This window comes from Streptomyces sp. NPDC001744 (assembly GCF_042892575.1).
Classification (GTDB): Bacteria; Actinomycetota; Actinomycetes; order Streptomycetales; family Streptomycetaceae; genus Streptomyces.
On sequence record NZ_JBIAUG010000024.1, the window covers coordinates 27,976 to 40,787 of the forward strand.

8 protein-coding genes are annotated in these 12,812 nt (G+C 73.2%); 5 read left to right on the plus strand and 3 right to left on the minus strand.

The features are described 5' to 3' along the window. Window positions 1-324: 324 nt before the first annotated feature. The 5 genes from ACFYZY_RS25105 to ACFYZY_RS25125 all read left to right on the plus strand — a co-directional run bounded on the left by ACFYZY_RS25105 (window position 325) and on the right by ACFYZY_RS25125 (window position 7,890). Window positions 325-885 carry a hypothetical protein gene (locus ACFYZY_RS25105; protein ID WP_388698132.1) on the plus strand — a complete coding sequence of 187 codons (561 nt, stop codon included), beginning with the start codon at window positions 325-327 and terminating at the stop codon, window positions 883-885. A 327-nt stretch (window positions 886-1,212) separates the two neighbouring features. Then, entirely contained in the window at window positions 1,213-1,884 is a 672-nt protein-coding gene (locus tag ACFYZY_RS25110) for a spermidine synthase (protein ID WP_388698134.1), read from the plus strand. A 71-nt stretch (window positions 1,885-1,955) separates the two neighbouring features. After that, on the plus strand, window positions 1,956-2,693 hold the full coding sequence (locus ACFYZY_RS25115; protein ID WP_388698137.1) for a response regulator transcription factor: 738 nt from the start codon (window positions 1,956-1,958) through the stop codon (window positions 2,691-2,693). Continuing rightward, window positions 2,690-3,829: a sensor histidine kinase gene (locus ACFYZY_RS25120; protein WP_388698140.1), complete on the plus strand. Its 1,140-nt coding sequence runs from the start codon at window positions 2,690-2,692 to the stop codon at window positions 3,827-3,829. Before ACFYZY_RS25115 ends, ACFYZY_RS25120 begins: the two co-directional genes overlap by 4 nt. 269 nt (window positions 3,830-4,098) lie before the next feature. Next, the gene (locus tag ACFYZY_RS25125; RefSeq protein ID WP_388698142.1) at window positions 4,099-7,890 is read left to right on the plus strand and encodes a multifunctional oxoglutarate decarboxylase/oxoglutarate dehydrogenase thiamine pyrophosphate-binding subunit/dihydrolipoyllysine-residue succinyltransferase subunit; all 3,792 of its coding nucleotides are present in this window, start codon (window positions 4,099-4,101) and stop codon (window positions 7,888-7,890) included. Window positions 7,891-7,966: 76 nt separating this feature from the next. Here ACFYZY_RS25125 and fxsT read toward each other — a convergent pair whose 3' ends face one another. The 3 genes from fxsT to ACFYZY_RS25140 all read right to left on the minus strand — a co-directional run bounded on the left by fxsT (window position 7,967) and on the right by ACFYZY_RS25140 (window position 12,797). Further along, a complete protein-coding gene (gene fxsT / locus ACFYZY_RS25130; RefSeq protein WP_388698145.1) occupies window positions 7,967-10,987 on the minus strand; it encodes an FxSxx-COOH system tetratricopeptide repeat protein in 3,021 nt (1,006 codons plus the stop codon). A gap of 58 nt (window positions 10,988-11,045) precedes the next feature. Next, window positions 11,046-12,323: an HEXXH motif domain-containing protein gene (locus ACFYZY_RS25135; protein ID WP_388698147.1), complete on the minus strand. Its 1,278-nt coding sequence runs from the start codon at window positions 12,321-12,323 to the stop codon at window positions 11,046-11,048. A 276-nt stretch (window positions 12,324-12,599) separates the two neighbouring features. After that, window positions 12,600-12,797: a hypothetical protein gene (locus tag ACFYZY_RS25140; protein WP_388698150.1), complete on the minus strand. Its 198-nt coding sequence runs from the start codon at window positions 12,795-12,797 to the stop codon at window positions 12,600-12,602. Window positions 12,798-12,812 lie beyond the last annotated feature (15 nt).

Sequence of the window (12,812 nt, forward strand, 5' to 3'; positions counted from 1 at the left end):
GCTGTACTGACTCAATGCTCGTGAGCCCGGAGATGTTCCCGGCACTTTGTTCGCTCCGAGCGAACGAACGGGGGCGCGCGTCGCCTCCGCTCGGCGTCATGCCTCGAGGGGCATGACGGCCATCGCACCGGCGCGGGCGGCCGGGCGGCCCCCTCCCCCGACGGCCCGGCTCGCCGGGCCGGGAGCACCGGGGACCGCTCGCCGGAACCGTCCGGAGGGAGGAGGGCACCCGACGGGAGGGCCGCCCCGGCGGACCGATCGGCCAGGTGGGCGGAACCGGGCGCTCCGGCTGCGGACGGGCGCGCCCGGGGGCATGCTCCTCCCATGAGACGAGGCGTACGGGGAACGTGGTGCGGGGCCCTGCTGCTGGCGGCGGTCCTGGTGGGCGGCGCGACCGGCTGCGGCTCCGGGTCCCCTCCCGGGCCGGGATCGCCCGGTCCGGCGGGCACGTCGAGCACGCCGGGCACGTCAGGAACGTCGGACACCCCGGGCACGCCCGGCGCCACGACGGAGCCGGGCGCCCCGCCGTCCGACTCCCGGCCGGGCCGGGTCCTGGTCGAGGTGGTCGTCACCGGCGGCTTCGCCGGCGTGCGCAACCAGCTCGTCGTGCGCCAGGACGGCGGCTGGACCGTCCTCTCCGGCACCAAGCCGCCCCGGACCGGCCGGCAGACCCCCGCCGAGACCGCCGAGCTGCGCGCGGCCCTGGAGGACCCCGCGTACGCCCTCGTCCCGGCGCGGCCGACCGGCAGGCCGGTCGCCGACGGCTTCCAGTACCGGGTGACGTACCGCCACCGCCTCGTCGTCGCGGACGACGGCGACCGCCCGCCCGCCCTCCGGCGCGTCTTCGCCGCCCTTCCGGGAGGCGGCCCGCCGACGAGCCCGTGAGCGGCGGTACCCCCACGTGAGGAGCGGGACCGCGAGGACGTGAGCGGCCCCCGGGTCCGTGTGCGACGGCCCGGGGGCCGCTCCCCGCGTTCCGCTCCGGGACGTCCCCTCCGAGGCGTCCGGCACGGGCCCGGCCCGGGAGTGCGGGGCGCCGACCCGGGCCCGGGTCGAGGGGTTCCGGGAGGGCCTCGGCGGGGAAGGGGCGCGGACCTCCACCACCCGTTCCCGTCAACGGGTTTGGCCCGGTCGCGGGTGTCCGGCCAGGATGGCCCGGACCGTCCGCCACGGCGGCGGGACGGCCCGACGACGAGAGCGGAGTGACCGACGATGCCCAGCCCCGTGACCCTCGACCGCCGCGAAGGACCCCACGGAGAGGTCGTCCTGCGGCGCCGCGACGAGCACTACGAGATCATCGCCAACGGCACCTTCCTGATGGACACCTCCGACGGGCGCTCCGAGCGGCTCCTGATCGACGCGGCCCTCGACGCCCTGCCCGAGGAGCGCAGGGCCGGCGCCTCCGTCCTCGTCGGCGGCCTCGGCGTCGGCTTCTCCCTCGCCCACGCCACCGCCGACCCGCGCTGGGGCCGGATCACGGTCGTCGAGCGCGAGGGGGCCATCATCGACTGGCACCGGCGGGGCCCGCTCGCCGCGATCTCCGGGGCCGCGCTCGCCGATCCCCGGACCGTGATCCTGCACACGGACCTCGTGGACCACCTCCACCACTCCACCGACACCTACGACGCCCTCTGCCTGGACATCGACAACGGCCCCGACTGGACGGTGACCGAGGACAACCGATCCCTGTACTCCGCCGAGGGGTTGGCGGTGTGCGCGGCCCGCCTCGCCCCCGGCGGAATCCTCGCCGTGTGGTCCGCGCGACCCTCCGGTGATTTCGAAGGAACCTTGCGGAATGCCGGTTTCAGCGGGGTACGGACGGAAGAGGTACCCGTTGCCCGGGGCGTCCCGGACGCGGTCCACCTCGCGGTCCGTCCCGCCTGACGCCCGGATGGCCGGGACGCCCCCGGTACCTCTAGGCTGCTTCACCGACATCGGCGACGCGAGGCGGGGCAATGGAGCAGACACACACCACTCACCACGGTGCGGCGGCCACTCCGGGGCCCCAGCGGCGCGTCCTGGTGGTCGAGGACGACACGACGATAGTGGAGGCGATCTCCGCCCGGCTGCGCGCCGAGGGCTTCCTCGTCCAGACCGCGGCCGACGGCCCGGCCGCCGTGGAGGCGGCCGAGAGCTGGCAGCCCGACCTGATGGTCCTGGACGTGATGCTGCCCGGCTTCGACGGCCTGGAGGTGTGCCGCAGGGTCCAGGCGCAGCGGCCCGTGCCCGTCCTCATGCTGACCGCCCGCGACGACGAGACCGACATGCTGGTCGGGCTCGGGGTCGGCGCGGACGACTACATGACCAAGCCGTTCTCGATGCGCGAGCTGGCCGCCCGGGTGCACGTGCTGCTGCGCCGGGTCGAGCGGGCCGCGCTCGCGGCGGTCGCCCCGCGCGGCGGCATCCTGCGCCTGGGCGAGCTGGAGATCGACCACGCCCAGCGGCGGGTCAGGGTCCGGACGGAGGACGTGCACCTGACCCCGACCGAGTTCGACCTCCTCGTCTGTCTGGCGAGCACCCCCCGCGCGGTCCTCTCCCGCGAGCAGCTGCTCGCCGAGGTGTGGGACTGGGCGGACGCGTCGGGCACCCGGACCGTGGACAGCCACATCAAGGCGCTGCGCCGGAAGATCGGGGCCGAGCGCATCCGCACGGTCCACGGCGTCGGTTACGCGCTGGAGACCCCGGCGCAGTGAGCCGGCGCGGGCCGGAGGGGCCGAGAGGGGCGGAGGCGTCGCACCGGGCGGAGGAGCCGGGTGGCGGGCGGCGGGTCCGCAGGATCACGGTCTCGATCAAGACCAAGCTGGGCGCGCTGGTCGTCGGGGCGGTCCTGCTGACCTCCGGCCTCGCCCTGGTGGCGATCCGCACCTCCACCGAGTTCCGCTACATCACGGTCTTCGCGATGATCGCGACCCTGCTGATCACCCAGTTCGTGGCCCAGTCCCTGACGGCGCCGCTGGACGAGATGAACACGGTGGCGGGCGCGATCTCGCGCGGCGACCTCTCGCGCCGGGTGCGGGGCGCCGACCGCCGGGACGAGCTGGGCGACCTCGCCTCCACCATCAACCGCATGGCGGACGACCTGGAGGCCGTGGACCGGCACCGCAAGGAGCTGGTGGCCAACGTCTCGCACGAGCTGCGGACCCCGATCGCCGCGCTCCGGGCCGTCCTGGAGAACGTCGTGGACGGCGTGTCCGAGGCCGATCCGGAGACGATGCGGTCGGCCCTGAAACAGACCGAACGGCTGGGCCGCCTGGTGGAGACGCTGCTCGACCTGTCCCGCCTCGACAACGGTGTCGTCGCCCTGCGGACGACCCGCTTCGAGGTCTGGCCGTACCTGTCGGGGGTGCTGCGGGAGGCGAACCTGGCCGCCTCCCAGCGCGGCCTGTCGTCCACCTCCGGGCTGCACAACCGCACGGACGTCCACCTGCACCTGGACGTCTCGCCGACCGATCTGGTCGCCCACGCGGACGTGGAGCGGCTGCACCAGGTCATGGCGAACCTGATCGACAACGCGGTGAAGCACTCGCCGCCGCACGGCCGGGTCACGGTGCGGGCCCGGCGCGGCCCGTGTCCGGACTCGCTGGAGCTGGAGGTCGAGGACGAGGGCCCCGGCATCCCCGAGGCGGAGCGGCACAAGGTCTTCCAGCGGTTCAACCGGGGCTCGGCGTCGCGCCGGCAGGGGCCCGGCAGCGACGGCGGGACGGGGCTCGGGCTCGCGATCGCGCGCTGGGCGGTGGATCTGCACGGCGGCGGGATCGGTGTGGCCGAATCATCACGCGGCTGCCGCATCAGAGTCACTCTTCCGGGCAGTCGACCACCGAGAGATTGACGTAGGGTTCGAACCGGAAGGGCACGTTCTGCGTGTACGTGGGCAGGACGTGAACAGGGGTGCGGTCGAAGGGGGCCGCGCTCGCGCTTTCCCGTACCCTGACACGCGCGAAACCACGGTTGTTTCCCGCCATTCAGGGCTCCGAAACACCTCGTCAAGTGTGACTTGCGCGACGTTGGAGTGCCCGGCCTGCACCTCCCGGCCGGACAGGCGTAGCCTTTATTTCCGCTGTCCATCACCTTGTGAAGCGGAAGAGGGCGGTTGCCGCCGTGTCGTCTCAGTCCCCCAGTACCCCGAGCTCCCCGACCGACCAAGGCGGGCAGGGCCAGAACCCTGCGACCGCCTTCGGTGCCAATGAGTGGCTCGTCGACGAGATCTACCAGCAGTACCTCCAGGACCCGAATTCGGTCGATCGTGCCTGGTGGGACTTCTTCGCCGACTACAAGCCCGGAGCGTCGGAGACCCCGACCGCCCCGGCGCCCACCACGCAGAGCACGCCCGCCGCGCCGCAGGGGGGCCCCGCACAGGCCGCGCCTGCCGCTCCGGCCTCCGTGCCCGCTCCCGCCCAGGCTCCGGCTCCGGCCGCCAAGCCCGCCGCGGCCCCCGCTCCGGCCCCCGCCACGGTGAAGCAGGCCCCGGCCAAGCCCGCGGCCGCCAAGCCCGCGGCCGCCCCGGCCGCCGAGGCGCCGGCCGGTCCCGAGCTGATCACGCTGCGCGGCCCCGCCGCCGCGGTCGCGAAGAACATGAACGCCTCCCTGGAGGTGCCGACGGCCACGTCCGTCCGCGCCGTCCCGGTGAAGCTGCTCTTCGACAACCGGATCGTGATCAACAACCACCTGAAGCGCGCCCGGGGCGGGAAGATCTCCTTCACCCACCTCATCGGCTACGCGATGGTGCAGGCCATCAAGGCCATGCCGTCGATGAACCACTCCTTCGCGGAGAAGGACGGCAAGCCGACCCTGGTCAAGCCGGAGCACGTCAACTTCGGCCTCGCGATCGACCTGGTCAAGCCCAACGGCGACCGCCAGCTCGTCGTCGCGGGCATCAAGAAGGCCGAGACGCTCAACTTCTTCGAGTTCTGGCAGGCGTACGAGGACATCGTCAAGCGCGCCCGCGTGGGCAAGCTGACGATGGAGGACTTCTCCGGCGTCACGGTCTCCCTGACCAACCCCGGCGGCCTCGGCACCGTCCACTCCGTGCCGCGCCTGATGCCCGGTCAGTCGGTCATCATGGGCGTCGGCTCGATGGACTACCCGGCCGAGTTCCAGGGCACCTCCCAGGACACCCTGAACAAGCTGGGCATCTCGAAGGTCATGACCCTGACCTCGACCTACGACCACCGGGTCATCCAGGGCGCCGCCTCCGGCGAGTTCCTGCGGATCGTCGCGAACCTCCTCCTCGGCGAGGAGGGTTTCTACGACGAGATCTTCAAGGCCCTGCGCATCCCCTACGAGCCGGTCCGCTGGCTCAAGGACATCGACGCCTCGCACGACGACGACGTCACCAAGGCCGCGCGCGTCTTCGAGCTGATCCACTCCTACCGGGTCCGCGGCCACGTCATGGCCGACACCGACCCGCTGGAGTACAAGCAGCGCAAGCACCCCGACCTGGACATCACCGAGCACGGCCTCACCCTGTGGGACCTGGAGCGCGAGTTCGCGGTCGGCGGCTTCGCCGGCAAGTCGATGATGAAGCTCCGCGACATCCTCGGCGTGCTGCGCGACTCGTACTGCCGCACCACCGGCGTCGAGTTCATGCACATCCAGGACCCCAAGCAGCGCAAGTGGATCCAGGACCGCGTCGAGCGTCCGCACTCCCGCGTGGAGCGCGAGGAGCAGCTGCGCATCCTGCGCCGCCTGAACGCGGCCGAGGCGTTCGAGACCTTCCTGCAGACGAAGTACGTCGGCCAGAAGCGCTTCTCCCTGGAGGGCGGCGAGTCCGTCATCCCGCTGCTCGACGCGGTCATCGACTCGGCCGCCGAGTCGCGCCTCGACGAGGTCGTCATCGGCATGGCCCACCGCGGCCGGCTGAACGTCCTGGCGAACATCGTCGGCAAGTCGTACGCGCAGATCTTCCGCGAGTTCGAGGGCAACCTCGACCCGAAGTCGATGCACGGCTCCGGCGACGTGAAGTACCACCTGGGCGCCGAGGGCACCTTCACCGGCCTGGACGGCGAGCAGATCAAGGTCTCGCTCACCGCCAACCCCTCGCACCTGGAGGCGGTCGACCCGGTCCTGGAGGGCGTCGTCCGCGCCAAGCAGGACGTCATCAACAAGGGCGGCACGGACTTCACCGTCCTGCCGATCGCCCTCCACGGCGACGCGGCCTTCGCCGGCCAGGGCGTCGTCGCCGAGACGCTGAACATGTCGCAGCTGCGGGGCTACCGCACCGGCGGCACGGTCCACGTCGTCATCAACAACCAGGTCGGCTTCACCGCCGCCCCGGAGTCCTCGCGTTCCTCGATGTACGCGACCGACGTGGCCCGCATGATCGAGGCGCCGATCTTCCACGTGAACGGCGACGACCCGGAGGCCGTGGTCCGCGTCGCGCGGCTCGCCTTCGAGTTCCGCCAGACGTTCAACAAGGACGTCGTGATCGACCTCATCTGCTACCGCCGCCGCGGTCACAACGAGGGCGACAACCCCTCGTTCACCAACCCGCAGATGTACAACCTGATCGACAAGAAGCGTTCGGTGCGCAAGCTGTACACCGAGTCGCTCATCGGTCGCGGCGACATCACCCTGGAAGAGGCGGAGCAGTCGCTCCAGGACTTCCAGGGCCAGCTGGAGAAGGTGTTCGCGGAGGTCCGCGAGGCCACCACCGCCACGCCGTCCTCGGTGCACGTCCCGGACGCCCAGGCCGAGTTCCCGGTCGCCGTCACCACCGCGGTCTCCCAGGAGGTCGTGAAGCGGATCGCCGAGTCCCAGGTCAACGTCCCGGACCGGATCAAGGTCCACCCGCGTCTGCTGCCGCAGATGCAGCGCCGCGCCGCCTCCATCGACGACGGCACCATCGACTGGGGCTTCGGCGAGACCCTCGCCATCGGCTCCCTGCTGATGGAGGGCACCCCGGTCCGGCTCTCCGGCCAGGACTCCCGCCGCGGCACCTTCGGCCAGCGCCACGCGGTCCTGGTGGACCAGGAGACCGGCGAGGACTACACCCCGCTGCTCTACCTGACCGAGGACCAGGCCCACTACAACGTCTACGACTCGCTGCTCAGCGAGTACGCGGCGATGGGCTTCGAGTACGGCTACTCGCTGGCCCGCCCGGACGCCCTGGTCATCTGGGAGGCCCAGTTCGGCGACTTCGTCAACGGCGCGCAGACCGTCGTCGACGAGTTCATCTCCTCCGCCGAGCAGAAGTGGGGCCAGACCTCCGGCGTCACGCTGCTCCTGCCGCACGGCTACGAGGGCCAGGGCCCGGACCACTCGTCCGCGCGCCCGGAGCGCTTCCTCCAGATGTGCGCCCAGGACAACATGACGGTCGCCATGCCGACGCTGCCGTCGAACTACTTCCACCTCCTGCGCTGGCAGGTGCACAACCCGCACCACAAGCCGCTCATCGTCTTCACCCCGAAGTCGATGCTGCGCCTGAAGGCCGCGGCGTCCACGGTGGAGGAGTTCACCACCGGCGGCTTCCGCCCGGTGATCGGCGACGGGTCGGTCGACCCGGCCGCCGTCCGCAAGGTCGTCTTCTGCGCGGGCAAGGTCTACTACGACCTGGAGGCCGAGCGTCAGAAGCGCGGCGTCACGGACACGGCGATCATCCGTCTGGAGCGCCTGTACCCGCTGCCGGGTGCCGAGCTCCAGGCCGAGATCGCCAAGTACCCGAACGCCGAGAAGTACCTGTGGGCCCAGGAGGAGCCGGCGAACCAGGGTGCCTGGCCGTTCATCGCGCTCAACCTGATCGACCACCTCGACCTGGCGGTCGGCGCGGACATCCCGGCGGGCGAGCGCCTGCGCCGGATCTCGCGTCCGCACTCCTCCTCCCCGGCGGTCGGCTCGGCCAAGCGCCACCAGGCGGAGCAGCAGCAGCTGGTCAACGAGGTCTTCGACGCCTGACCGACCGTTCCGTACGCGTACGGAAGGAGGCCCGGCACCCCTGGTGGGGTGCCGGGCCTCCGGCGTTCCGGGGTGCTCAGAGGTTGGCCTCGAAGTCCCAGTAGGGCCGGTTGCGCTGGCGGGCCGACAGGGTGTGCGGGTGCTGGGCCCCCAGGGAGCGGGAGAGGGCGAGCAGGGCGTCCGCCTCCAGCTTCCCGGCCTCCTCCGTCTCGCGCAGGCCGCGCAGGTCGGTGGCGAGCGCGATCTGGCAGGAGAGGGTCAGCGGGTGCTCGTGGCCCATGGCGTGCCGGGCCCGGCGGAGGGTCTCCCGGCTGAGCTCCGCGGCCTCGGCCACGCGCCCGTTGAAGTTGCGGGCGGCGCTCGCGTTGAGGGCGCAGCCGAGCACCCAGGGGTGGTCGGGGCCGAGGGTGGCGGTGAGGCCGGCGAGGGCGGACTCCAGCATCGTCATCGCCGCCGTCCGCTCCCCGGACGCCTGCATCACCAGGGCCGTGTTGGCGAGGACGCCGGTGGAGACCGGGTGGGCGGGGCCGAGGAGGGCGCGGTAGCCCGCCTCCGCCTCGGTGATGAGCTCCCTGGCCAGGTCGAGGTCGCCGTGCTCGCGCAGGAAGTTGGCGTAGTTGGTGACGGCGGAGAGCGTCACGTAGTGGTCGCGGCCGTACGCCTGCTCCAGGTGTTCGAGGACACCGGCCATCATGGCGCCGATGTCCTCCTTGAAACCGCCCTCCCGGCGGCGGCAGAGCGCCAGCTGGCTGCGGGCGTAGAGGGTGTGGAGGTGCTGGGGGCCGAGGATCTTGACGTGCAGCCGGACGTTGGCCTCCTGGCGGGCCAGTGCCTCGCGGTAGCGGCCGAGCAGGCGCAGGTCCTGGGCGACGGCGTTGTTGGAGTTGAGGGTGGAGGCGTGGCGGGGACGGAGGATGTTCTCGCAGCGGGCGAGGGTGTCCACGTCCTGCTCGTACGCCTCCTGGTAGCGGCCCAGCATGCGCAGGACCACGCCGAGGTTGTGCCGGGCGACGAGGGTGAGGCTCTGGGCCTCGCCGAGCAGGCTCCGGGCCTCCTCCAGGGCTTCGCGCTGGAGCCCCTCGGACTCCTGGTAGTGGCCGAGGAAGCGCAGGTCGCGGGCGAGGGAGATCTTGGTCTGGAGTGCGCCGAGTTCGTCCCTGACGGGGGCGGCGGCGAGCCGGTCGCGCTGGACGAGGTCGAGTTCGTACGCCTCGCGGAAGCGTCCGTACCGGCGCAGGATGTCCCCCTCCAGGGTGGTCAGTTCCTGCATGTGCGGGGCCAGCGGGTCCATGAAGGAGGTCCACTCGTTGCGGATGCGCCGGGCCAGCCGGACGCCCGCCTTGTACTCGCCGCTGCGCTCGCAGAACCGCAGGCAGTTGAGGACGGCGACCTGGATGCGGGGGTCGGTGCTGCGCAGTGCCCCGGAGGGTTCGAGGTGGGGCAGGAGTTCGGAGTAGCGGGGCCAGTGGCGGCTGTCGGTGGGGTTGCCGGGGTCGGCCTCGGCGAGCAGGGTGCGGACGGCCTTGCGGTGGGCGTCGCGGTGCTCGCCGTCGGTGAGCCGGGAGACGATGTCGTGCACCAGGCGGTGCATGTGGATCGACTCCTGGTGGGGGCCGATCTCGTCGCTGTTGACGGGGCCGCGGGACTCGCGGGTGAGGACGGAGTAGTTGACGAGGGTGTCGAGGGCGCGGGTCCAGGCGGGCAGGTCCGTGGCCATCCAGCGCAGGTCCTCGGGCAGCTGCGCCTGGGGGTAGGCGCGGACGATGCCGAGCGGGATGCGGCCGGGCGCGAAGGAGGCGCACAGGCTGAGGATGTCGATGGCCTGCGGCTGGGCGCGGCGGAGCCGGTTGATCAGTATCGACCAGGAGGTGAGGGAGGCGTTGGGCACGCCGTCGCCGGCCGGGGGCTCGTCGACGCTGGAGAGGCGCCCCTCGCGGACCATGCGCAGGTACTCGGGGGCCTCCATGCCGGACTCGCCGAGCCAGGCGGCGGCCTGGACGAGCGGCAGGGGCACGTCCCCGAACTCGGCGGCGACCTCGTCGGCCTCGGCGGCGGTGATGTGCGGGGCGCGGCGCATCAGGTAGCCGGTGGACTCGGCGCGGTCGAAGCCGGGGATCTCCAGGACGTCGGTGTGCTCCCGCCAGGCGCGGTTGCGGGAGGTGATGAGGACGTGGCCGGGGCCCTGCGGGAGCATGACCTCGACGCCCTCGGTGGCGTCCCAGCCGTCGAAGACGACGAGCCAGCGGGAGTGCGGGTCGCCGCGGCGGAGCGCTTCCCGTACGGCGCGGATGCGTTCGCCCGGTTCGCTGCCGGTGGGCAGGGAGAGTTCGACGGCGAGTTCGCCGAAGCGGTCGCGCTGGACGTTGCGGTCGTCGGAGCTGACCCACCAGATGACGTCGTAGTCGGGGCTGAAGCGGTGGGCGTACTCGGCGGCGATCTGGGTCTTGCCGATCCCGGACATGCCCAGGAGGGTGCACGCGGCGTTGCCGCGCTCGGCGTCCATGAGGCGTTCCTGGAGTTCGGTGAGGAGGTCGTCGCGGCCGGTGAAGCGGTGGTTGCGGCGCGGGACGTCGCCCCAGATCTCCGGCGGGGTCTCCGGGTAGCGGGCGGGGGTGCCGGGCGGGGTGCGGCGGCCCGCGCGGCGGGGTTCGACGGCGAGCCTGCTGAGCAGCCGGGCCTCGGCCTCCTCCTCGCCGACGCCCCAGAGGCCGACGGGTTCGAGGACGGCGGTGGCGGGGAGCAGGGTGCGGTTGGTGAGGTTGACGGCGGCGAACCGGTCGGCGTGGGCGGCGACGAAGCCGCGCAGGACGTCGTTCCACTCGCCGGCCGGGCGGGGGCCGAGTTCGAAGAACCAGTCGTTGAGGACCAGGAGGACCTGTCCGCGGGCGAGCAGCAGGTCGCCGAGGGAGTCCTCCAGGGGAACCTCGCGGGGCGGGTCCCAGCGCTGGAGGGTGGCGCGCACGCCGTGGGCTTCGAGGCGCTGGGCGATCCAGGCCGCCCAGGGGCGGTGGTAACCGGGGAAGACCACCAGGACGTGCTCGGGGGCGGACCTGCCGCCGTGGTTCTCCCCGCCTCCGCCCGACCGCTGTTCCGCCATCTGTACGTCTCCCGTCCCGCTCGCGCGCAACGCAGTGTCATGTTCCGTGGGCACAGTGTTACCCACGGGCCTTCGGACTCGCGCCGAGGCTCGCGTGGAGCCGCCGCATGTGTCGGGCGAACTCCCGCCCTTCGTCCGTCAGTTCATCGGATTCAAGCAGGATCGTCAGCGCGTCGCCCACCTGATCGTGGATGTGGTCGAACTGCTGCGCGGCCCGGGTGCGCCACGCCCGGGGCGCGCCGGGGGCGTCCCGCGCCCGGCGCCACAGATCGGCGAGGGCCAGGTGCGCGTAGGCCCCCTGGAACACCCCGGAGACCGGGCGCGCGTCGCCGCGCCAGCCGACCCGGTGGAGCGCGGCGTCCCCGGGGCGGTAGAGCGGGACCAGCTCGTGGAGGGTGGAGAGCTTGCTGTGGTGCAGCTCGTGGACGAGGGTCTCGGCCATGTCGCAGGCGCCGGCCGAGGGGGTCATCAGGACGGCTCCGGGGGCGACGCTCAGGGTGGCGCCGACGGAGCGCGGCCCGTACGGGCGCAGGGGCACGAGCGCGCCGACCGTGCGCCCGACCTCCGCCGCCCGCTCCCGGTCGGTGCGCCGGAGCAGGTCCCGGGCGGCGCGCCAGTGTCCGGACCAGACGGCGTGGTCGACGTCGGCGCGCTCGGCCGCGTGCCGGGCGGGGGTCCCCACCCCGCCGGGCGGCACCCGGTACGGGTCCAGGTCGTCCAGGCGGGCGGCTCCGCCGGACAGCCGGCGCAGGCCGCGCCAGCCGGGGCCGCTGCCGGTCAGGGTGCCGGAACGGGCGTCGGCGAGCCGGAGGATCGCGGCCGGGGCACCGGGGGCGTCCTCGGCGTGGACGCGCACGACGTGGGAGCGGGAGGCGACGCGGACCGGCCCGGGCCCCGTCAGGACGCTCCCGACGCCCGGCAGCGACAGGACGCCGCCGGGGGCGCGGACGACGAGGTCGAGCGGTCGGCCCGCGCGCAGGGCGGCGGTGGTGGCGACCGGCTCCAGGCGGGCGAGGTGGCCGTCGAGGGCGGGGCCCGGGGGCGCGGTCAGGGCGGCGGCGAGCCATGATCCGGTGGTCGGGTAGTCGAGGACGGCGCGGACGGCGGCGGGGTGGGAGCGCTCGGTCCGTTCGAGGAGCCGCCACGCCTCCTCGAAGCCGCGCAGGGTCGCGGGGGCGATCTCCTCCCGGTGGCGCCGCACCCGTACGAGGAGGGCCTTGAGCAGCAGCAGCCGGCGCGCGTGCGCACCCGACCGCAGGAACGCCGCGCCGGCGGCGGCGGGCCGGGTGGACGCCAGCGCCTCGAAGGCCGCGGCCCGCGGCGACGCGGCGATCACACCGGCCCCCGGGTGGCGACCGGCCGACGGGGCGTACGGGGGGCGGGGGCTCCGGGCCGGCGGGGCGTACGGAGGACGGGGACTCCGGGCCGGCAGGGCGTACGGAGGACGGGAACTCCGGGCCGGCGGCACGTACGAGTGATCGCGGCAGCCGGTCCGCCGCTTCCGCGGGGGGCGGGGTCCGTCGGCCGGTCACCAGCGGCGCATTCGGCCGGAAACGATCGGTCGGCACGGGCGCCGGACGGTCGCGGACGGGCGGCGGAGGGCCCTCCGGGGTCAGTCGAGGACGGCGTCCTCGGGCCAGGAGACCACGAGGTCCGAGGGGTGCCGCAGCACGTGCTCGACGGCGGCTCCGAGGGCGGCGTCGTCGGTGACGCGCAAGGTCCGCAGGTCAACGGCGGCGAGGTCGGGGAGTCGCGGCGGCCGGCCGGCCCCGCGGCCGACACCGGTCGCCCACTCCGTACGCTCGAACACTCTCGGCTCCTCCTC